The following is a 20,544-nucleotide window of genomic DNA, read 5'->3' as shown; positions in this document are numbered from 1 at the left end:
GACCATGCAGATCCCGCTTTCCGGCGAACTGACCGGCGAGGGCCACCGGCTCGTGCAGCGTGTCTATTACGAAGACACCGATTTTTCCGGTGTCGTCTATCACGCCCGCTACCTCCATTTCATGGAGCGGGCCCGCACGGATTATCTGCGTCTTCTGGGGGTCGAGCAGGCCGCCATGGCCGTTGCCGGCGACACGGAGGGGCTGGTCTTCGTCGTCCACCGGATGGAGATCGACTTCAAGGGCCCGGCCCGTATGGACGACATCCTGACCATCGAGACCCAAACGGAAAAAGCGGGGGGCGCGAAGATGATCCTGCGACAGACCATCCGCCGCGACGACATGCCGCTGATCGCAGCCCGCGTCATTATCGCCGTCATCAACGGCAAGGGCCGGCCGCGCCGGCTGCCGGAAACGTTGGCTGAACGGTTCACCGGCATGGCATGACGCGGACCCCGTCTGCAGAAACAAAAAACGCGGCCCGGAGCCGCGTTTTTCATATCGGTCATGCGCCGTCCTCAGTGGGGCTGAGGTTCCAGGCCGCCTTCTGGCTCTTCACCCTTCGCGTCCTTCTTGTGCCCGGCCGAGGGAACGGCGGAGCCGCGCGAGGGAGGCGTATCGTCGCCGAGATCGCGGGCCGGCTTGTCGCCGCGGATGAGCGCCTTGATCTCTTCCCCGGTCAGCGTCTCGTATTCGAGCAGGCCTTCGGCCAGTGCCACGAATTCGTGGTTCTTTTCGGTGAGGATCCGGCGGGCTTCCGTATAGGCCTCGTCGATCAGGCGGCGCACCTCGTTGTCGATCTTCTGGGCGGTCGCTTCCGAAACGTTCTTCTGCTGCGAAACGGAGTGGCCGAGGAAGACCTCCTGCTGGTTTTCGCCATAGGCGACCTGGCCGAGCTGGTCGGAGAAGCCCCACTGGGTGACCATGGCGCGGGCGAGCTTCGTGGCCTGTTCGATGTCCGAGGAAGCGCCGGAGGTGATGTTCTCCTTGCCGAAGGTCAGTTCTTCCGCCACGCGGCCGCCCATCATGATCACGAGGCGCGAAACCATCCACTTGTAGCTCATGGAGTAGCGGTCGCCTTCCGGCAACTGCATGACCATGCCGAGCGCGCGGCCGCGCGGAATGATCGTTGCCTTGTGCAGCGGATCGGCAGCGGGAACGTAGAGCGCGGTGATCGCGTGGCCGGCCTCGTGGTAGGCGGTCAGCTTCTTTTCGGCTTCGGTCATGGCGGAGGAGCGGCGTTCCGCACCCATCATGATCTTGTCCTTGGCGTCCTCGAATTCCTGCATGGTCACGAGGCGCTTGTTGCGGCGCGCGGCCATCAGGGCGGCTTCGTTGACGAGGTTCATCAGGTCGGCGCCCGAGAAGCCGGGGGTGCCACGGGCGAGCGTCTTCAAATCGACGTTCGGCGCGAGCGGCACGTTGCGCACGTGAACCTTGAGGATGCGTTCGCGGCCGTTGATGTCAGGGTTCGGCACGACGACCTGGCGGTCGAAACGGCCGGGACGCAAAAGGGCCGGGTCGAGAACGTCGGGGCGGTTGGTGGCGGCAATCAGGATGATGCCCTCATTCGCCTCGAAGCCGTCCATCTCGACCAGCAACTGGTTGAGCGTCTGTTCGCGCTCGTCATTGCCGCCGCCAAGGCCGGCGCCACGATGGCGGCCGACGGCGTCGATTTCGTCGATGAAGATGATGCAGGGCGCATTCTTCTTGGCCTGTTCGAACATGTCGCGGACGCGCGAGGCGCCGACGCCGACAAACATTTCCACGAAGTCGGAGCCCGAAATGGTGAAGAAGGGCACGTTGGCTTCGCCGGCCACGGAGCGGGCGAGCAAGGTCTTACCCGTACCGGGCGGGCCGACGAGCAGCACGCCGCGCGGGATGCGACCGCCAAGACGCTGGAACTTCTGCGGGTCGCGCAGGAATTCGACGATTTCCTCAAGGTCCTGCTTGGCCTCATCGACGCCGGCGACGTCGGCGAAGGTCACGCGGCCATGCGCTTCGGTGAGCAGCTTGGCCTTGGACTTGCCAAAGCCCATGGCGCCGCGCGAGCCGCCCTGCATCTGGCGCATGAAGAAGAGCCACACGCCGAGGATCAGCAGCATGGGCAGCAGTGTGCCGATGTAGGAGAGGAAGCCGGACGAGCCGTCCGTTTCCGGGCGAACCGTCACGGTGACGTCCTTGGCTTCCAGACGCTCGGTCAGGGCCGTATCGACGCTCGGCGCATAGGTCTGGAAGGTCGTGCCATTTTCCGTGTAGCTGCCGACGATCCTGTTGCCGGTGATCACCACATCCTTGATTCGGCTGGCGTCGGCATCCTTCAGGAACTGGGAGAAGGGAATCTCGCGCGAGGCGCTGCGCTCGGTGGGCTGCTGGAACATGCTGAACAGCGCGATCAGCAGGAGCGCTATGATCGCCCAGAGGGCGAAATTACGGAAATTAGGGTTCATCGAACTCCCCGGAACCTCATGTCAGGACACGCGCAGGAAGCGCTTTCCACTTGCGCCTAACATAGGGTCGCGGTGCCCGCTTGCCAAGGCAAACCGCCGGCCATGCCGGCAAAACCGTTAATTTGTCGCGACGGGTGGCGGCGCTATGGCGGGAAGCCCGACACGCTCTGCGACAAGAGACGCAATTGTCAGGTCGAAACGCGGCAAAAAGGTGTCCCAGGGGGCAAGAAGGGGAACGAGGCCGGGATTGGCGTCAGCGCTCGTTGGCGGCAGGTCCGGCTCGCCGGGTGCGGCGCGGCGCGCGATGGCTGACGGTAGGCCGATGGCGGTGAGCCGGGCCGCGACAGCGTGCGGATCGCGGCTCGGACCGACGGTCAGCGCCTGCGGACCGGGATTGATGATCCGCAGGCGGTTGTCCCAGACGGTGGTCTCTCCGGCGGGAACCGTGACCGACGGGAGGTCGCGGCTTTCGCGGTAGAGCCAGAGACCGTCGCGGCGCCGGTCAAAAACGGTGCGCGATGCCGTCCGGCGCCCCGGTGTCCCCGCGGCGAGAAAGGCGAGGAGACGATCTTCCGCCAGACGACCGGGCCCATGCTGGCGCCCGCCGAGGATGCGCGCCAGGGTGAAGAGCGCCCGGCGGGCGGCGGGGCCGGGGAGTTCGGCGAGAAAACCGGGCGAGAGGCGCGCGATGCGCGGCGTCGGCATCTGCAGGTGGATGCGCAGGAAGGCCGCGGCTTCTCCGCTTTCGGCTGCGCGGTGGCGTATGAGATCTCGATCGCCAGCCAACGGGAAAGCGTCCACAGGATCGGGGACCGCGCCGGCTCGGCGCAGGCGTGCGCGCTCGAAGCGCGGATCGCTGTTGGAGGGGTCGTCGATCCAGCCGTGGCCGGCGGCCCGGAGATAGGCGCGCAGCGTATCGCGCTCAAGGGAGAGGAAAGGCCGCAGGATCCACACGCCGCTCGGCATGTGCAGCACGGCATCGGCCATTCCGGCCTCGGTCTCGTCACCGGAGCGCAATCGTCGCATCGTCCGCGTTTCGGCCTGGTCGGTAGCGGTGTGGCCCGTGACGACCGCGACGGCGCCATGGCGGCGGGCGGCATCGCACAGGAGGTCATACCGCGCCATGCGGGCCGCGGCCATCAGGCCTGAGCGCGGCTTGTCGGCGTGCCAGGGGAGCGTCTCGTGGGGAATGGAAAGCGTGGCGGCCAGCGCAGCAACCTCGTCGGCTTCCGCTGCCGATTCGGCCCTGAGGCGATGGTCGACGGTTGCGGCAACGAGGTTGCGGCCGCCGGCGGCATGCAGCGCGAGGAGAAGGGCGCGGGAATCGCTGCCGCCGGAAATGGCGACGAGAAGCGGGCCGGGACGGGTGAGGGTGGCAAGGAAGGCTGCGGCCATCTCGACGGGCGATGCGCAGGCTTTCGGCCGTGCGGGAGCGGGCAGCGCGGTACCGGCGTTCATGGCATTGGTCGGGGATGAGCTGTCGGGCGGAGTAACGTGCAGAGTATCGTGGGGATGGGGGTGCGCAGCGCGCGTCCCGGTGAGGCCGGGGGCCTGATCGTCATTCGGCGGGGTCACGGCCATCGCCTCGCCAGCGTCTTCGCTCGTGGCAATCGTCGTTGCCTCAGCAGGCAAGGCGGTTCTGCTCGCTCTTGACCTTGCCCTTCACGGCAGAGGAGGCATTGGGGTAGCGCTTGCCGACTTCGCGCAGGGTGGCGCAGGCGGTTTCCTTGTTGTCGAGCTGGGCGAGCGACATGCCGAGCTTCAGCAGCATTTCCGGCGCCTTCGGAGAGGACGAGAAGGCCTGGTGGGCGTTGAGGAAGGTCTTGGCCGATTCGGAGAACTTGCCCTGCGAATACTGGGCCTCGCCCATCCAGAAATTGGCGTCGGCGGCCTTTTCACCCTTGGGGAAGATATCGAGGTAGTCGCGGAATTCCTGCTCGGCCTGGGCATAGTCGCCGGCCAGGACATGGCCATAGGCCACCTGGTAGAGATCGGAAGGATTGTCGAGCGAGGCGCTCTGCTGGGTCTGACCTTGGGTCGCCCCTTGCGTGGCCGGCGGGGTGGTCGTGCTGACGCCGGGAAGGCTGGACTGCTGCTCAAGCGGCTGTTGCTGCCGGTTGGCGGCGACCGGATTGCCGTTCTCGTCGAAGACGATCTGGCCGAGGGTCTCCGCCGGGGCGCCGGTCGCGCTGTTCAATGCCTGCTGGTCGGCGCCCGCCGTCGAGGGATCGACGGCGGTTGCGGACCCATCCGTCACGCCGGGCGTGACGGAGGCCTGTTGCTCTGCGGATGGCGGAGGTGTGACGGCGCCCTGTTTCCTGTTGCCACCGGCACCCTTTTCGAGGTCCTGGAAGCGGAACTCGTTATCCTCCTGGAACTTGCGGATCTGCTCCTGCATCTGCAGCAGCTGGAAGCTCATTTCCTCGATCCGTCCGTTCAACTGGCGGATCTGTTCCTCAAGCTGGGTGATGCGGCCGGCTTCGGCCTGGACGCGCACGACGGGCAGGTTGGACTGGCTGGCGACCGGGGGCGTCATGAAGGCGGTGAGCGGACCGGCGGACGAGGGTCCGGCGGTGGCGCAGCAGGCAGAAAGCGCGATCATCGTTGCCACGACGAATTGCTTCATCTCGTTTTCCTGTCTGAGTGGGTTCCCGCCCGGGGGGCGGTCGTTGAAGACGTTGCCAAGCCAAGCACATGTGCGAGGGGATTGGCAGAAGGCTCACGGAAAAATAGGGAAATCTTAAGGCATGGCGAGGGTCCTTTTGCCCGAGGGGGACGATGGCTGTCCTTTTGACGCAAAAGGCCGCCCCTTCACGGGACGGCCCTTCGCGAACATTATGGTCACGTCCCGGCTTACTTGAAGACCGGGGGCGGCTCGTAGGACACCGGCGGCGGCTCGTAGGCGACCTGCTCGGCGCAGCCGCCGAGCGAGTAGCGCAGGCCGGCGCGCACTTCGTGCATGTTGAAGCCCTTGTCGTAGCCGGGGCCACCGTTCTGGGCATAGCCGAACATGTTGCCGCCAAGCACGCGGCGGTAGCGGTAGCCGACATCGGCCTTCAGGTCGCAGGTGATGTCGACGGAAGCGCCGGCCATGAGGGCGTAGGTGAAGCGCCAGTTTTCGCCGCCGCCATGCTCCACGGTGGGGTCGCAGTTGGCCGGGTTGCCCGTCTCGCAGCTCGTGTTGCGCAGCTTGTCCCACTTGACGCGCGTGCCACCGATACCGGCGCCGACATAGGGCGTGACCGAGTAGTAGGTGCCGAGATCGACATAGGCATTGGCCATCAGGCTGAGGGCCGAGAAGGAGGTGATGTCACGCGAGGTGCAGGCCGTCGCGACGCCGCAGCCGCCGATCGTGGAGCCGCGGAAGTCGCTCTTGCCGAAATAGTCGAGCGTCAGATCGCCGCGCAGATACTGGGTGGCCTGGTAGCCGACGCCGATGCCGCCGGTCCAGGTGTTGTCGACCTTGGCCGAGGCGAAATGGGCCACATTGGCGTTCGAGCCCTGGAAGAAGTGCGCGCCGCGCATCTTCGTGTAGGAGTAGCCGACGTCGCCGCGCAGGTACCATCCGCCGGCGGAGGCAACAGGCTGCTCGATGACCGGCTGCTCGATGATCGGCTGTTCGACGGGGGGCTGGTAAAAGTCGGCTGCGAGAGCCGCGGTGCTGCTGGCGAGAAGGACAGCAACACCCATCAATCCGTACTTCATGGTCTCACTCCAATATCTTTCTCGACGCCGCGGCGAGCCGAGGCCTTCTGTCGGAATTGGTGTGTATGATGAAGAAGAATGGTTAAACGCGACTTAACGTTAAGGGCGAGTACACCGTGTTTTGCGGATGTTTTTGAAGGGTGGGGCAAGGCCGAGGTCATACCGGATTCACTCCGGCATCCAGCCAGACCAAGTCTTTGGTCTGAAAGACGTCTTTCGCCGCGCACACGCGCGGCGGCTGGATCCCGGCTCGGTGGCCGGGATGACAGAGAAAGGGCGTAAGCCGGTCTTCGTGCGGGGCTCTGTGTGGCTCACGCCGCGTTGCGGGCGCTGCCGATGACGTTGATGAGTTCGTCGACGATGCGCTCGATCTGGCCGCGGTCGTCGCCTTCCGCCATGACGCGGATCAGCGGCTCGGTGCCGGAGGGGCGGATCAGGAGGCGACCGGATTTGGCCAGCGCAGCTTCCGCATCGGCGATCGCCTGGCGAACCTGCGGGTCCTCCAGCGGCTTGCCGGTCATGACGCGCACGTTCTTCAGGATCTGCGGCACCGGCTCGAAGCGGTGGCAGACGTCGCTGACGGTCTTGCCGGAACGCTTGACGGCGGCGAGCACCTGGAGGGCGGCGACGAGGCCGTCGCCGGTGGTGCCGAAATCGGAGAGCACGATGTGGCCGGACTGTTCGCCGCCGACGTTGAAGTCATGTTCGCGCATGTGCTCGACAACGTAGCGGTCGCCGACCTTGGTGCGCTGCAGGGAGAGCTTGCGGGCCTTCAGGTAGCGCTCGAGGCCGAGGTTCGACATGACGGTGGCAACGATGCCCTTGCCGCGCAGCAGACCGTCGGCCGCCCAGGTGTCGGCGATGACGGCCATCAGCTGGTCGCCGTCGATGATGGTGCCGCGCTCGTCGACGAGCTGCACGCGGTCGGCGTCGCCATCGAGCGCAATGCCGATGTCGGCACGCACTTCATGCACCTTTCGTGACAGGGTCTCGGGGTGGGTCGAGCCGCATTCGAGATTGATGTTCTTGCCGTTCGGCTCCGCGCCGATGGTGACGACGTCGGCGCCAAGTTCCCACAGCACGGCGGGGGCCACCTTGTAGGCGGCGCCATTGGCGCAGTCGATGGCGACGCGCAGGCCCTTCAGCGTCACGTCGCGGGGCAGGGTGCGCTTGGCATGCTCGATGTAGCGGTCATGCACGCCGTCGATGCGCTTGGCGCGGCCGATGTCGCCGGCGCGGGCGAGCTGGTTGGAGAGATCCTGGTCGAGCAATTCCTCGATCTGGCTTTCGATCTCGTCGGAGAGCTTGTAGCCGTCGGGGCCGAAGAGCTTGATGCCGTTGTCCTCATAGGGGTTGTGCGAGGCGGAGATCATCACGCCGATATCGGCGCGCAGCGAGCGCGTCAGCATGGCGACGGCCGGCGTCGGGATCGGGCCGAGAACGAAGGCATCGACACCGGCGGCGGTGAAGCCGGCGACCATCGCGTTTTCCAGCATGTAGCCGGACAGGCGGGTGTCCTTGCCGATGACCACGCGGTGGCGGTGGGCGCCACGGCGGAAGATGGTGCCCACGGCAATGCCGACGCGCATGGCGAGGTCGGGCGTCATCGGGAACATGTTCGACTGGCCGCGAATGCCGTCGGTGCCGAAATACTTGCGCTTCATAGTGTCTCCATCATGCTCACCGGCCGGTGCTGTTGCGATGGGCGCGGGTGCTCGATCGCGTGCGGGGCCGGTCTCGGATGCGCGCTCGTGCGCTGCAAACGGTGATTCTGGACCCGTTCTGCCACAAAACGGATCATGCCGGCATCCATGCTGCCATCAGAATTCATTACATCCCGTTACCAACGCTGTTCGCACGGACGAAGGCGGCGCGCCGTTGCCGACGCGCCGCCCTGTCTTCGGTCTTCCAACGTCGGCCTTACTCGCAGACGCGGACCTTGCGGATGATGACGTCGCCGTAGCTGTCCCAGTCCTTGACGACCCGGACGTAGCAGGTCGGTTCTTCCTGGTACTCGCGGCGCGGCGCGCTCCAGGCGTAGCTGGCATGGTGCGTCGGCCGGTAGCTGCGGGCGTCGTCGTTGCAGCCATCGTCCCAGCCGCCGGCCATGGACGGGGCGGCGAAGGAGAGGGCGGCGAGGGTGGTCAGCGTGGCGGAGAGGATGAGCTTGCGCATGGGGAGGGCTCCTTGGTGCAGATTTGATTGTCGGTTCTGGCTGTCGCTGCTGGATGAGACCGCCTCATCCGTTGAGACGGACAATCGCCCTTTTGCCCGTCCCGCGCTGTCCCCCCGGGAACAGGCCTCTGGCCCCTTTTGCAGGGGCCGTGCAGCGGGCGCGGTAACCCTCTATTAACGATAATGATGTCTTACTGCGACCGTTAGGATTTTGTGCAGTGCCACGTCATCCTTTGACCAAATTTGAAGGCAAGAAGGCCCAATACGACGCTTCATGATCGCCGGCCTCGACGATCAGCGGCACCGGCCGGGCCCCTCTTGTACGAACCCAAGTTTTTGCCACCCGGCGGTGAGCGGCTGATGCTCTTGCCGGGCATTCCGATTTCGGGGACTGACAGGATGGAACAGGTAGGATTGGCCGCAACGGCAGACGTGACCCTCTGGTCGCTGTTCATGCAAGCGGGCCTCGTGGTCAAGCTGGTCATGATCGGCCTGCTCGCAGCCTCGGTCTGGACATGGGCGATCATGGTCGACAAGACCATCGCCTTCAACAAGGCACGCCGGCAGTTCGACAATTTCGAACAGGTCTTCTGGTCCGGCCAGTCGCTGGAAGAGCTTTACCGCACACTCTCGGACCGCCAGACATCGGGCATGGGCGCCATCTTCGTGGCCGCCATGCGCGAATGGAAGAAGAGCTTTGAGCGCGGCGCCCGTTCGCCGATCGGCCTGCAGATGCGGATCGATCGCGCCATGGACGTGACGCTGGCGCGGGAGGCCGAGAGCTTCGAGGCGCGGCTCGGCTCGCTCGCCACGATCGGTTCGGCCGGCCCCTTCGTCGGCCTCTTCGGCACCGTCGTCGGTATCATGACCTCGTTCCAGGCCATCGCGGGTTCGAAGTCCACCAACCTTGCCGTCGTCGCGCCCGGTATCGCCGAGGCGCTTCTGGCCACGGCGATCGGCCTTCTGGCGGCCATTCCCGCCGTTATCGCCTACAACAAGTTTTCCGCCGATGCGGCTAAGCTTTCGGCCCGCATGGAGGGCTTTGCCGACGAGTTTTCCGCCATCCTGTCGCGCCAGATCGACGAGAAGCTGCAGACCCGCCAGGCCGCACAGTAAAGCGGCGCTGGACAAGGGCGGGCAAGGAGACACGCGATGGGTATGTCAGTTGGCGGTGCCAAGGGTTCGGGCGGTCGTCGTCGGCGCGGTGGACGCGGCGGCAAGGCCGTGATGAGCGAAATCAACGTGACGCCCTTCGTGGACGTCATGCTGGTGCTCCTGATCATCTTCATGGTCGCTGCGCCGATGATGACGGTCGGCGTGCCGATCGATCTGCCGGAAACGCAGGCGAAGGCGCTGAATTCCGACACGCAGCCGATCACCGTCTCGGTCAACCCGAATGGCGAGATCTTCCTGCAGGAAACGCCGATTGCCCTCGACGAGGTCGTCCCGAAGCTCGAGGCGATCGCGACCACCGGATACAATGAGCGCATTTATGTGCGTGGCGACACCAATGCCGATTACGGCACCGTGATGAAGGTCATGGCCCGCATCTCGGCGGCCGGCTTCAAGAACCTCGGCCTGGTGACGCTGCAGGAAACGGACAAGTGATCGACCGGAGATGAAGGCAAGCCTCATCACATCTTCCGTTGTGCACGCCATGGTGCTGACCCTGGCGCTGGCTTCGTTCGGCAGTCCGGAACCTTTCGAGGTCATGGACGTCGAGTCGCTGCCGGTCGATATCGTGCCGGTGGAATCGATCACCCAGATTCAGCAGGGCGACAAGACGGCGCCGAAGGCGGAGAAATCCTCGCCCGTGCCGACGAAGCGACCGGATATCGTGGAGAACGCCGAAAATGTCGGCGAGAACACCGTTGATCTGAAAAACACGCCGACGCCGAATGTGAAGCCGAAGGAAACGGAAAGCGCCGCCGCGCCGGAGAAGACCGAAAAGGCGCCGCCGACGCCGGACCCCGTGCAGGAAGAGATCAAGGCCAGCGAGGAGCAGGCGCCGGCCCCCGAGCCGGTGCCGCAGGAAGTTGCGGCGCTGCCGGAAAGCAAGCCGGAGGTGAAGCCGGAGACCAAGCCCGAGCCTGTGCCGGCCGAGACGAAGCCGGCCGAAAGCCCCGAGGCCGAAGCGCTGCCGGACAATGTGCCGACGCCACAGATGAAGCCGAAGGTGGAAAAGGCGGCGGAAAAGCCCGTCGAGAAGCCGGTGGAGAAGAAGCCGGAGACGGAGACCGCCAAGGCCGACACCAAGACGGCCGAGCAGAAGAAAAAGGAGCAGAAGAAGGCCGCCTCCGCCAAGGAGAGCGACTTCAATGCCGACGAAATCGCCGCGCTTCTCAACAAACAGGACCCGTCCGGCGGCGGTGCCAAACGCGCCACCGAACAGGCTTCGCTCGGCGGCAAGAAGACGACGGGCGGCAATACGCTGTCGATGAGCGAGATGGATGCCCTGCGTGGCCAGATCCAGAACAACTGGTCGATCATTCCCGGCATGGCCGATGCCTCCGACGTGCGCATCAAGGTGACCATCAAGCTCGACGAGAGCGGCGCCATCATCGGCGAGCCGGAGGTCGAGGCGACCGGCGGCACGGATGCGGCGCGGCGGGCGCTGTCGGGCGGTGCCCGGCGTGCGGTGCTGAAATCCTCGCCGTTCAAGGGTCTGCCCGCCGACAAATACGATTCCTGGAGCGAGGTGGTCGTGAATTTCGATCCCAGCTCCATGCTCTGAAGCATTTCCAGCAAAAGTGTGCAGCGGTTTTGCGTCCGGAAATGCGCCAAACAAACATTAGATCCTGAAGCGCCGCTTCGATTCCATCGAAACGGTGCTTCAGGAAAATGCCGAAATCGGCTGAAAGGCTTTGAAACCATGCTGAGACGCACGTTCACACGCATTTTGATCGCGCTCGCGGCGATTGTGCCGCTGGCTGCCTCGCCTGCGCACGCTGTCGTGGAAATCAACATCAACAAGGGCAATGTCGAGCCCCTGCCGATCGCCGTCACGGACTTCCTGCAGGGCGAACTGGGGCAGAAGATCTCGGAAGTGATCGCCGCCGACCTGAAGCGCTCCGGTCTCTTCGCGCCGGTCAACAAGAGCGCCTTCATCGAGAAGGTGTCCAATCCCGATGCCGCGCCGCGTTTTGAAGACTGGCGCGTCATCAACGCCCAGGCGCTCGTGACGGGCCGCGTGACGCAGGAAGGCGATGGCCGCCTGCGCGCCGAATTCCGCCTGTGGGATACCTTTGCCGGCCAGCAGATGACGGGACAGCAGTTCTTCACGCAGCCGGAAAATTGGCGTCGCGTGGCCCATATCATCGCCGACGCGATCTATGAGCGCATCACCGGCGAGAAGGGGTATTTCGACACCCGCGTCGTCTATGTCGCCGAAAGCGGCCCGAAGACGGCCCGCAAGCGCCAGCTCGCCATCATGGACCAGGACGGGTTCAATGCGCGCGCGCTCACCAATTCCAACGACATCGTGCTGACGCCGCGCTTTTCGCCGAACCGTCAGGAAATCACGTATATGTCGTTCGAAGGCAACCAGCCGCGCGTCTATCTGCTGCAGCTGGAAACCGGACAGCGCGAAGTGGTCGGCAATTTCCCCGGCATGACGTTTTCGCCGCGCTTTTCGCCCGATGGCCAGAAGGTCATCATGAGCCTTCAGCAGGACGGCAATTCCAACATCTACACGATGGACCTTCGCTCGCGCACCACGACGCGCCTGACCAATACGGCCGCCATCGACACCTCGCCCTCCTATTCGCCCGATGGCAACCGCGTCGTCTTCGAAAGCGACCGCGGCGGGCGCCAGCAGCTTTACGTGATGGGTGCCGATGGTTCGGGCCAGACGCGCATCTCCTTTGGCGACGGCGCCTATTCGACGCCGGTCTGGTCGCCGCGCGGCGACCTCATTGCCTTCACCAAGCAGTCGGGTGGCAAGTTCTCGATCGGCGTGATGAAGCCGGACGGTTCGGGCGAGCGCATCCTGACGACCGGCTTCCACAATGAGGGCCCGACCTGGGCGCCGAACGGCCGCGTGCTGATGTTCTTCCGCCAGGCCGCCGGTGCCGGCGGTCCGCAGCTCTATTCGATCGACCTGACCGGCTATAACGAGCAGATGATCCCCACGAAGAGCTTCGCCTCCGACCCGGCCTGGTCGCCGCTTCTCGAATAGGGCGGGCGGGTGCCGCATCTGTGGCAGGAAATCCACATGCAAACGGCGCCTTTCGGGCGCCGTTCGTGTCTCCGGCCTCTCCCTAATTGTGGCAGGCTGCCGCTTTCTCGCCGTAAAGTGCTGATCTAGCGGCTGTTGATGCTCTTTTAACCAGACATTAACCATGACCGTTGAAACCGGATTAACCGGTCCCGGTTACAGTCTGGCAACCCTGAATGAAGACAGTCCATAGGAGTTCGGCCATGAGCCGTATCGCAGCCCCGGCCGCAGGCCGCATGCAGTCCCTCGCCCGCAACCCCGCCGTGATCGCGCTCGTCCTGGGCATTGCCCTTGCCGGCTGCGCATCCAAGAAGAATAACCTGCCGAACAATGCTTCGGAACTCGGCCTGAACGGTGCCAATGGCGCCAATGCCACGCCGGGCTCGCAGCAGGACTTCACGGTCAATGTCGGCGACCGCATCTTCTTCGACACGGACAGCTCATCGATCCGTGCCGATGCCCAGGCAACGCTTGATCGTCAGGCCCAGTGGCTGCAGCGCTACAGCAACTACGCCATCACCATCGAAGGCCATGCCGACGAACGCGGCACGCGTGAATACAACCTCGCGCTCGGCGCCCGCCGCGCGGCGGCCACGAAGGATTACCTCGTTTCGCGCGGTATTCCCGGCAACCGCCTGCGCACCATCTCCTACGGCAAGGAAAAGCCGGTCGCCGTCTGCGACGACATTTCCTGCTGGTCGCAGAACCGCCGCGCCGTCACGGTTCTCGGTGGCGCCGGCATGTAATTGACGGGCCCATAAGGTCCAGTCTTGAAAAGGGGCGGTCCTTGCGGGCCGCCCTTTTCGTTTGTCCGCCAGCCAGATCTTTCTGCCTCCTTAACGGACGTGGTTAACGACCGCTTAACCCACCGCTGGCATAGTCCGGCCAATGCCCCGGCGCGGCTTGACCGCGTCCCGCGGGACACGTCTTCAAATGGGAGAGCGGGCCATGCGCCTGATCGCGACGCTTGCGGCGACGACCGCGCTTGGCCTTGCAACACTGACCGTCGGCGCTGCCGCCCGTGCCGAGGAGCAGGATCCGCCGGAGGTGCAGATCGATGCGCCGGAGGTCACCATCACCGGCTCCACGCCGACGTCCGGCGTCTACCTGCGCGGCGATCTCGGCTATACCGGGTGGACGGGCGAGGGCGATCCGACGCTGCGCACCGCGATCGGTGGCCAAGTCCTGACCACGCCTTTCGACAGCGAGCGATTCGGCCATGCCCGTTCCGGCGGCGTCGGCATCGGTGTTCAGTTCACCGACACGTTCCGCGCCGATCTTACGGCCGAGCGATTCACGAGCGATTTTGCCGGCCATGCTTCGGTGGCGAGCCCCTGCGCGGGCCAGGCGGCCAGCACGGCCTGCGCTCAGAGCTTCAAGGGCGACGTGACAGGTACGAGCGTCATGGCGAATGCCTATGTCGATCTCGCCACGCTCGCCGGCGTCACGCCCTATCTCGGCGCCGGCCTCGGCGTGACGCGGCTCGACTTCGGCGGCTTCTCCGCATCGTCTGCCTGCGTGGCGGGCAGTGTGGCCTGCGCGGCGCCGCTTGGGAGCAGCGAAACGCTGTCCGGCATCGATAGCTGGCGCTTCAGCTATGCCCTGATGGCTGGCCTTTCCTACGACATCACCGACCGGGTCAAGCTCGACCTCGGCTATCGCTTCCAGCAGATCACCTCCGGCGACACCTTCCGCTTCGGCGCCAGCGAACCGGCCGGCGGCAATGGCGCAAAGAGCAGCGACGACGGCTTCGGCCGGCACGAATTCCGGGCGGGGGTGCGGGTCAGCCTGTGGTGAAATCCGCCCCATAACGTATTGCGTTATAGGCTGCTGCCCCTTAGCTTTGCCACATGATCCAGAGCTTTGCTGACGCCGAGACGGAGATGATCTGGTCCGGCCGAAGAAGCCGGAAGCTGCCCTCCGACATTCAGGCGGTGGCGCTGCGCAAACTTCGTGTTCTCAATCAGGCTCAGCGGCTCGAAGATCTGCGCGTGCCACCCGGCAATCGGCTGGAGGCACTGAAGGGCGATCGGTCGGGCATGCACAGCATTCGCATCAACGATCAATGGCGCATCTGTTTCATCTGGCGCGAGGGAGGGCCGACGCATGTCGGAATCGTCGACGACCACGGCTGACTTTCTTCCCAACCCGCATCCCGGCGAGATTCTTCTCGAAGACTTCCTGAAGCCGATGGGCGTCAGTCAGAACGCGCTGGCGCGGGCGATCGATGTACCGCCCCGCCGAATCAACGAAATCGTGCTTGGCAAGCGCGCCGTCACTGCCGACACGGACCTGAGATTGGCACGCTATTTCGGCGTCTCCGAGGGCATGTTTCTGGGGCTTCAGGCCGATTTCGACCTCATGGAGAGGCGCCGGGAGATCGCGCCGGCGCTGTCCCGCATCCAGCCGCGCGCGGCGTGACGCCCTGATCAGAGAGTGGGATCCGACGAAGGCGTCGCATTCCATTCCCTCTATGTCGCGCATCGACACGCAATCTTCACAAAACACCCTCGCTTTTCCTCTTGCGCTTTCATGCGCTCTCCCTTACAAGCGCCGGCGGGACACCTCTCCCCAACGAGAGGCTTTCTATCTGGAAGGATAGCCATATGGCGGATCTCGCAAAGCCGGACGTACGTCCGAACAACACCCATTTCTCTTCTGGCCCTTGCTCGAAGCGTCCCGGTTGGTCGCTCGATGCGCTCGCTGATGCCCCGCTCGGTCGTTCGCACCGTGCCAAGGTCGGCAAGGCGAAGCTCAAGGAAGCTATCGATCTCACCCGTGACGTTCTGGAAGTGCCTGCGGATTACCGCATCGGCATCGTTCCGGCTTCCGATACCGGCGCCGTCGAAATGGCGCTCTGGTCGCTGCTCGGCGCGCGCGGCGTCGACATGGTCGCCTGGGAAAGCTTCGGTTCGGGCTGGGTCTCGGATGTCGTCAAGGAACTCAAGCTTCCCGACGTGCGCAAGCTGACCGCCGATTACGGCAAGCTGCCCGACCTTTCCGCGATCGATTTCAACCGCGATGTGGTCTTCACCTGGAACGGTACGACGTCGGGCGTTCGCGTTCCGAATGCCGATTTCATCCCTGCTGACCGCGAGGGACTGACGATCTGCGACGCCACCTCGGCGGCGTTTGCGCAGAACCTCGACTTTGCCAAGCTCGATGTCGTGACCTTCTCCTGGCAGAAGGTGCTGGGCGGCGAGGGCAGCCATGGCGTCATCATCCTGTCGCCGCGCGCCGTTCAGCGTCTCGAAAGCTACACACCTGCCTGGCCGCTGCCGAAGATCTTCCGCATGACCAAGGGCGGCAAGCTGATCGAGGGCATCTTCGTCGGCGAGACCATCAACACGCCCTCCATGCTCTGCGTCGAGGACTATATCGACGCGCTGAAGTGGGCGAAGTCGCTCGGTGGCCTGAACGCCCTGATGGCCCGGGCTGACGCCAATGCGGCGGTGCTGAACGCCTTCACGGACAAGTCCACCTGGCTCGCCAACCTCGCCGTCGATCCGGCCACGCGCTCGAACACCTCGGTGTGCCTCACAATCGTCGATCCCGCCGTCAAGGCGCTCGATGCCGATGCGCAGGCCGCTTTCGCCAAGGGCATCGTTGCCGCGCTCGAAAAGGCGGGCGTTGCCCATGACATCGGTGCCTATCGCGATGCGCCGTCCGGCCTTCGCATCTGGACCGGCGCGACGATCGACACGGCCGATATCGAAGCCTTGCTGCCCTGGCTCGACTGGGCCTTCGCGACGCAGAAGGCGACGCTCTCGCAGGCCGCGGCCTGATCCTTCCGGCTGCGCCCGATGCGGCGCAGCCCTTCCGCTCCTTTTCCATTTTACCGCAGAACGCTTCTAACCCAGGAGGCCTCCATGGCACCGCGCGTCCTCGTATCCGATGAACTTTCCGAAACTGCCGTCCAGATCTTCCGCGACCGTGGCGTCGAGGTTGATTTCCAGCCGAAGCTCGGCAAGGACAAGGAAAAGCTGGCCGAGATCATCGGCAATTATGATGGTCTCGCCATCCGCTCCGCCACCAAGGCGACCGAAAAGCTGATCGCCGCCGCGACCAATCTCAAGGTCATCGGCCGCGCCGGCATCGGCGTCGACAATGTCGATATCCCGGCCGCCTCGCGCCGCGGCATCATCGTCATGAACACGCCCTTCGGCAACTCGATCACGACGGCCGAACATGCCATCGCGCTGATGTTCGCCGTCGCCCGCCAGCTTCCGGCTGCCGACACCTCCACGCAGGCCGGCAAGTGGGAAAAGTCGAAGTTCATGGGTGTCGAGATCACCGGCAAGACGCTCGGTGTCATCGGCGCCGGCAATATTGGCGGCATCGTCTGCAAGAAGGCGATCGGCCTTGGCATGCGCGTGATCGCCTACGATCCGTTCCTGTCGGCCGAGCGGGCCCAGGAAATGGGCGTCACCAAGGTCGAGCTCGACGAGCTTCTGGCCCAGGCCGATTTCATCACCCTGCATGTGCCGATGACCGACAAGACGCGCGGCATCCTGAACCGGGAAGCGCTCGCCAAGACCAAGCCCGGCGTGCGCATCATCAACTGCGCCCGCGGCGGTCTGGTGGACGAGGCGGCGCTGGCCGACGCCATCAAGTCCGGCCATGTCGCCGGCGCAGGCTTCGACGTCTTCGAGGTCGAGCCCGCCACCGAAAGCCCGCTCTTCGGTCTGCCGAACGTGGTCTGCACGCCGCATCTCGGCGCCTCCACCACGGAAGCGCAGGAAAACGTCGCCCTTCAGGTTGCCGAGCAGATGTCGGACTATCTGGTGAAGGGCGCCGTTTCCAACGCCATCAACATGCCCTCGATCACCGCCGAGGAAGCGCCGATCCTGAAGCCCTTCATCCGGCTTGCCGATGTTCTCGGCGCCTTTGTCGGCCAGGTCACGGAAAACGCCATCAAGGAAATCGAGATCCTCTATGACGGCTCGACGGCGGCAATGAACACCAAGGCCCTGACGAGCGCCGTTCTTGCCGGTCTTATCCGTCCGCAGGTGGCCGACGTCAACATGGTCTCCGCCCCGGTGATGATCAAGGAAAAGGGCATCATCCTGTCCGAGGTCAAGCGCGACAAGTCCGGCGTTTTCGACGGCTATATCCGCCTGACGGTGAAGACGGACACGCAGACCCGCGCCATCGCCGGCACGGTGTTCTCCGATGGCAAGCCGCGCTTCATCCAGATCAAGGGCATCAACCTCGATGCCGACGTGGGCAACCACATGGTCTACATCTCCAACACCGACGTTCCCGGCATGATCGGCTTCATCGGCACGACGCTCGGCGAAGCCGGCGTCAACATCGCCAACTTCCAGCTCGGCCGTGACACGCAGGGCGGCGATGCGATCGCGCTGCTCTACGTGGATGGTCCGCTGAACGATGACGTGGTGGCCAAGCTCACCGCCAATCCGGCGATCCGGCAGGTGAAGCCGCTGGTCTTCAACGTCGACTGATCGGGCCACGACACCCCGATGAAAAGAGGCCGCCCCGGTTCGCCGCGGGCGGCCTCTTCCTTTTCTTTCTCAGGCGATCCTCTTCGGCGCGCCGCGCTCGGCGATGGCGATGCCGGCGAGGACGAGGAGAAGGGCGACGACATGGAAGGTCTGCAGCGCCTCGCCAAGGAAGAGCAGGGACAGCAGCGTGCCGAAAATGGGGATAGCGTTGATGAAAAGGCCGGCGCGGTTGGCGCCGATCAGTTCCACCCCGCGCACATAGAGCACCTGCGAGGCGAGGGAGGGAAAGATCGCGGTGTAGAGAATGACGCTCCAGCCCGTGACGTCCGGCGCGATCATTGCGCCACTTGCAAATTCGAAGGCGAGAAGCGGCAGGGCGCTTACGAGGGCGCCAAACGCGGAGGCAGCGATCAGCGTCTGCCAGTGTACTGCAGGCTTCCAGCGCAGCATGATCGTATAGACCGAATAACACAGCACCGCGCCCAGCATCAGCAGGTCGCCGAAATTGAGGCTCAGGCTGCCGATGGCCGTGATGTTGCCGTGGGTGGCGGTCGTGATGATGCCGATCAGTGTCACCGTGAAGCCCAGCATCTGGGCGGGGCTTGCCTTGATGCGGAACAGAATGAAATTGAAGAGGAAGATGACGACGGGAATGCCGGCCTGTTCGATGGAGACGTTGATGGCCGTCGTAAAGTTCAGCGCCGTATAGAGCAGCACGTTGAAGAGCGTGAAGCCGACGACGCCAAGGCCCATCAGCAGCTTCCAGCTTTCCTTCACCTTCGGCCAGTCGCGCCGGATCTGCGGCGTCATGACGGCGAGGATAATCGCGAGCGCCACCGCCCAGCGCATGGAGGTGAGGAGCAGCGGGCTGACATGGCCGACGGCCATCTTGCCTGCCACGGCATTGCCGCCCCAGAACAGCGTTGCGATGGTGAGGAAGAGATAGGCCTTGATGTTCACGGGAATCGGCTTTCATGCGGAGACTTTTGGGCCGAAGCGGGTTGCGGCCGGCCCTGTGATACGCGCTTGGCGCGCCCGGCGCCACGCAAAAAGCCTTTTGGCCCCTCAGATCGGGGTCGCAATCATCCGGACAACACAGTATAGATGCGCGGGTTTGAGCCAGCCGAGGTGCGCTGGTGCATCGTTCAGGATCGGATTGTTATGGCGAATGTCGTGGTGGTCGGCTCCCAGTGGGGAGACGAGGGCAAGGGTAAGATTGTCGACTGGCTTTCGGAGCGGGCTGAGGTCATCGTCCGCTATCAGGGTGGTCACAATGCCGGCCATACGCTCGTCATCAACGGGGTCAGCTACAAGCTGGCGCTGCTGCCGTCCGGCCTGGTGCGCGGCAAGCTGAGCGTGATCGGCAATGGCGTCGTGGTCGATCCGCACCACTTCGTCGGCGAAGTCGAGAAGCTGCGCGCCCAGGGCGTGGACGTCACGCCCGAGGTGCTGCGCATCGCCGACAATGCACCGCTCATTCTGTCGCTTCACCGCGATCTCGATGCGCTGCGCGAAGACGCCGCTTCGGCGAACGGCACGAAGATCGGGACGACGCGCCGCGGCATCGGCCCGGCCTATGAGGACAAGGTCGGCCGCCGCGCCATTCGCGTGGTGGATCTCGCCGAGCCCGCCACGCTGCGCCCGAAGATCGAGCGCCTGCTGACGCATCACAATGCGCTGCGCCGCGGCATGGGTCTTGCGGAAATCTCCGTCGAGTCGCTCGAGGAAGAGCTGACCTCGGTTGCCGGGCACATCCTGCCCTATATCGACCGGGTCTGGGACCTGCTGGACAAGAAGCGCCGCGCCGGCGCGCGCATCCTGTTCGAAGGCGCGCAGGGATCGCTGCTCGACAACGACCACGGCACCTATCCCTTCGTCACCTCGTCGAACACGGTGGCCGGCCAAGCTGCCGCCGGTTCGGGCCTCGGTCCGACGGCAATCGATTATGTGCTCGGGATCACCAAGGCCTATACGACGCGCGTCGGCGAAGGTCCGTTCCCCTGCGAGCTCGACGATGCGATCGGCAAGCACCTCGCATCGGTCGGCCGGGAAGTCGGCGTCAATACCGGCCGTCCGCGCCGCTGCGGCTGGTTCGATGCCGCGCTGGTGCGCCAGTCGGTGGCCACCAACGGCATTACCGGCATCGCGCTGACCAAGCTCGACGTTCTCGATGGTCTTGAAGAGCTGAAGATCTGCGTCGGTTACAAGCTGGATGGCGTGGAGATCGAATATCTGCCGGCCAGCCAGTCGCAGCAGGCCCGCGTCGAGCCGATCTACATCACGCTCGAAGGCTGGAAGGAATCGACCGTGGGTGCGCGCAGCTGGGCGGATCTGCCGGCGCAGGCGATCAAGTATGTGCGTCAGGTCGAGGAACTGATCGGCGCGCCGGTGGCGCTGCTGTCCACTAGCCCCGAGCGCGACGACACGATACTTGTGACCGATCCGTTTGAGGACTAAGCTTTCACTGCCGCTGATCTGCGGCAGGGCCGCCAACCTGGGCCATAATTTGTGACAAGCGCCCGTGCTGTCGTCAAA

General features: G+C 64.6%; 19 protein-coding genes. 12 read left to right on the top strand and 7 right to left on the bottom strand.

The annotated features are described in order from the left end of the window. Window positions 1-4: 4 nt before the first annotated feature. Window positions 5-445 (top strand): tol-pal system-associated acyl-CoA thioesterase, encoded by a 441-nt coding sequence (gene ybgC, locus F3H41_RS08240; RefSeq protein WP_149738063.1) that lies wholly within the window; start codon window positions 5-7, stop codon window positions 443-445. 71 nt (window positions 446-516) lie between these two features. Here the strand turns inward: ybgC and ftsH are convergent, their stop codons facing one another. The 6 genes from ftsH to F3H41_RS08210 form a co-directional block, all read right to left on the bottom strand. Next, window positions 517-2,448 carry an ATP-dependent zinc metalloprotease FtsH gene (ftsH, locus tag F3H41_RS08235; RefSeq protein WP_149738062.1) on the bottom strand — a complete coding sequence of 644 codons (1,932 nt, stop codon included), beginning with the start codon at window positions 2,446-2,448 and terminating at the stop codon, window positions 517-519. 117 nt (window positions 2,449-2,565) lie between these two features. Further along, on the bottom strand, window positions 2,566-4,080 hold the full coding sequence (tilS, locus tag F3H41_RS08230) for a tRNA lysidine(34) synthetase TilS (protein WP_149738061.1): 1,515 nt from the start codon (window positions 4,078-4,080) through the stop codon (window positions 2,566-2,568). Then, window positions 4,070-5,074, bottom strand: coding sequence for a tol-pal system protein YbgF (ybgF, locus tag F3H41_RS08225; protein ID WP_149738060.1), 1,005 nt, complete (start codon window positions 5,072-5,074; stop codon window positions 4,070-4,072). Before ybgF ends, tilS begins: the two co-directional genes overlap by 11 nt. A 227-nt stretch (window positions 5,075-5,301) precedes the next feature. Continuing rightward, window positions 5,302-6,153: an outer membrane protein gene (locus F3H41_RS08220; RefSeq protein WP_149738059.1), complete on the bottom strand. Its 852-nt coding sequence runs from the start codon at window positions 6,151-6,153 to the stop codon at window positions 5,302-5,304. 311 nt (window positions 6,154-6,464) lie between these two features. Further along, entirely contained in the window at window positions 6,465-7,817 is a 1,353-nt protein-coding gene (gene glmM, locus F3H41_RS08215) for a phosphoglucosamine mutase (RefSeq protein ID WP_149738058.1), read from the bottom strand. A 256-nt stretch (window positions 7,818-8,073) separates the two neighbouring features. Further along, window positions 8,074-8,328: a hypothetical protein gene (locus F3H41_RS08210; RefSeq protein WP_149738057.1), complete on the bottom strand. Its 255-nt coding sequence runs from the start codon at window positions 8,326-8,328 to the stop codon at window positions 8,074-8,076. A gap of 399 nt (window positions 8,329-8,727) precedes the next feature. On the opposite strand from F3H41_RS08210, the gene tolQ reads away from it, so the two are divergent. From tolQ to serA, 10 genes are all read left to right on the top strand, one after another. Continuing rightward, a complete protein-coding gene (gene tolQ, locus F3H41_RS08205; RefSeq protein WP_149738056.1) occupies window positions 8,728-9,444 on the top strand; it encodes a protein TolQ in 717 nt (238 codons plus the stop codon). Between the two features lie 36 nt (window positions 9,445-9,480). Further along, window positions 9,481-9,936 carry a protein TolR gene (tolR, locus tag F3H41_RS08200; protein ID WP_149738055.1) on the top strand — a complete coding sequence of 152 codons (456 nt, stop codon included), beginning with the start codon at window positions 9,481-9,483 and terminating at the stop codon, window positions 9,934-9,936. Window positions 9,937-9,946: 10 nt separating this feature from the next. Continuing rightward, window positions 9,947-11,062: a hypothetical protein gene (locus F3H41_RS08195; RefSeq protein WP_149738054.1), complete on the top strand. Its 1,116-nt coding sequence runs from the start codon at window positions 9,947-9,949 to the stop codon at window positions 11,060-11,062. A gap of 138 nt (window positions 11,063-11,200) precedes the next feature. Continuing rightward, window positions 11,201-12,505, top strand: a complete 1,305-nt coding sequence (gene tolB, locus F3H41_RS08190; RefSeq protein WP_149738053.1) for a Tol-Pal system beta propeller repeat protein TolB — start codon at window positions 11,201-11,203, stop codon at window positions 12,503-12,505. A gap of 242 nt (window positions 12,506-12,747) precedes the next feature. Continuing rightward, window positions 12,748-13,290 carry a peptidoglycan-associated lipoprotein Pal gene (gene pal, locus F3H41_RS08185; RefSeq protein ID WP_149738052.1) on the top strand — a complete coding sequence of 181 codons (543 nt, stop codon included), beginning with the start codon at window positions 12,748-12,750 and terminating at the stop codon, window positions 13,288-13,290. A 202-nt stretch (window positions 13,291-13,492) separates the two neighbouring features. Then, window positions 13,493-14,341 (top strand): outer membrane beta-barrel protein, encoded by an 849-nt coding sequence (locus F3H41_RS08180; protein ID WP_149738051.1) that lies wholly within the window; start codon window positions 13,493-13,495, stop codon window positions 14,339-14,341. Window positions 14,342-14,394: 53 nt separating this feature from the next. Next, window positions 14,395-14,679, top strand: coding sequence for a type II toxin-antitoxin system RelE/ParE family toxin (locus tag F3H41_RS08175; protein ID WP_149738050.1), 285 nt, complete (start codon window positions 14,395-14,397; stop codon window positions 14,677-14,679). Further along, window positions 14,651-14,965: a HigA family addiction module antitoxin gene (locus F3H41_RS08170; protein WP_149738049.1), complete on the top strand. Its 315-nt coding sequence runs from the start codon at window positions 14,651-14,653 to the stop codon at window positions 14,963-14,965. The genes F3H41_RS08175 and F3H41_RS08170 overlap by 29 nt, the downstream gene beginning before the upstream one ends. Window positions 14,966-15,150: 185 nt before the next feature. After that, on the top strand, window positions 15,151-16,329 hold the full coding sequence (locus tag F3H41_RS08165) for a phosphoserine transaminase (RefSeq protein ID WP_149738048.1): 1,179 nt from the start codon (window positions 15,151-15,153) through the stop codon (window positions 16,327-16,329). An 84-nt stretch (window positions 16,330-16,413) separates the two neighbouring features. Beyond that, complete coding sequence (gene serA / locus F3H41_RS08160; RefSeq protein WP_149738047.1) at window positions 16,414-18,009, top strand: phosphoglycerate dehydrogenase; 1,596 nt, start codon at window positions 16,414-16,416, stop codon at window positions 18,007-18,009. A 69-nt stretch (window positions 18,010-18,078) separates the two neighbouring features. On the opposite strand, the gene F3H41_RS08155 is transcribed toward serA, so the two are convergent. Then, on the bottom strand, window positions 18,079-18,969 hold the full coding sequence (locus F3H41_RS08155) for a DMT family transporter (RefSeq protein ID WP_149738046.1): 891 nt from the start codon (window positions 18,967-18,969) through the stop codon (window positions 18,079-18,081). Window positions 18,970-19,170: 201 nt separating this feature from the next. On the opposite strand from F3H41_RS08155, the gene F3H41_RS08150 reads away from it, so the two are divergent. Next, complete coding sequence (locus tag F3H41_RS08150) at window positions 19,171-20,466, top strand: adenylosuccinate synthase (protein ID WP_149738045.1); 1,296 nt, start codon at window positions 19,171-19,173, stop codon at window positions 20,464-20,466. The last annotated feature ends 78 nt before the right edge of the window (window positions 20,467-20,544 follow it).

It is taken from the genome of Rhizobium sp. RU20A (genome assembly GCF_900155885.1).
Lineage (GTDB): Bacteria > Pseudomonadota > Alphaproteobacteria > Rhizobiales > Rhizobiaceae > RU20A.
The sequence above is the reverse complement of the archived record's forward strand: the minus strand, read 5'-3'. Positions and strand labels throughout refer to the sequence as shown.

Coding starts and splice junctions, on each gene's coding strand:
- F3H41_RS08150 (WP_149738045.1), top strand. CDS start 19,171: ATGGCGAATGTCGTGGTGGTCGGCTCCCAGTGGGGAGACGAGGGCAAG.
- ybgF (WP_149738060.1), bottom strand. CDS start 5,074: ATGAAGCAATTCGTCGTGGCAACGATGATCGCGCTTTCTGCCTGCTGC.
- F3H41_RS08165 (WP_149738048.1), top strand. CDS start 15,151: ATGGCGGATCTCGCAAAGCCGGACGTACGTCCGAACAACACCCATTTC.
- F3H41_RS08170 (WP_149738049.1), top strand. CDS start 14,651: ATGTCGGAATCGTCGACGACCACGGCTGACTTTCTTCCCAACCCGCAT.
- F3H41_RS08210 (WP_149738057.1), bottom strand. CDS start 8,328: ATGCGCAAGCTCATCCTCTCCGCCACGCTGACCACCCTCGCCGCCCTC.
- tolQ (WP_149738056.1), top strand. CDS start 8,728: ATGGAACAGGTAGGATTGGCCGCAACGGCAGACGTGACCCTCTGGTCG.
- F3H41_RS08180 (WP_149738051.1), top strand. CDS start 13,493: ATGCGCCTGATCGCGACGCTTGCGGCGACGACCGCGCTTGGCCTTGCA.
- tolB (WP_149738053.1), top strand. CDS start 11,201: ATGCTGAGACGCACGTTCACACGCATTTTGATCGCGCTCGCGGCGATT.
- tolR (WP_149738055.1), top strand. CDS start 9,481: ATGGGTATGTCAGTTGGCGGTGCCAAGGGTTCGGGCGGTCGTCGTCGG.
- ybgC (WP_149738063.1), top strand. CDS start 5: ATGCAGATCCCGCTTTCCGGCGAACTGACCGGCGAGGGCCACCGGCTC.
- serA (WP_149738047.1), top strand. CDS start 16,414: ATGGCACCGCGCGTCCTCGTATCCGATGAACTTTCCGAAACTGCCGTC.
- ftsH (WP_149738062.1), bottom strand. CDS start 2,448: ATGAACCCTAATTTCCGTAATTTCGCCCTCTGGGCGATCATAGCGCTC.
- glmM (WP_149738058.1), bottom strand. CDS start 7,817: ATGAAGCGCAAGTATTTCGGCACCGACGGCATTCGCGGCCAGTCGAAC.
- F3H41_RS08175 (WP_149738050.1), top strand. CDS start 14,395: ATGATCCAGAGCTTTGCTGACGCCGAGACGGAGATGATCTGGTCCGGC.
- F3H41_RS08220 (WP_149738059.1), bottom strand. CDS start 6,153: ATGAAGTACGGATTGATGGGTGTTGCTGTCCTTCTCGCCAGCAGCACC.
- F3H41_RS08195 (WP_149738054.1), top strand. CDS start 9,947: ATGAAGGCAAGCCTCATCACATCTTCCGTTGTGCACGCCATGGTGCTG.
- pal (WP_149738052.1), top strand. CDS start 12,748: ATGAGCCGTATCGCAGCCCCGGCCGCAGGCCGCATGCAGTCCCTCGCC.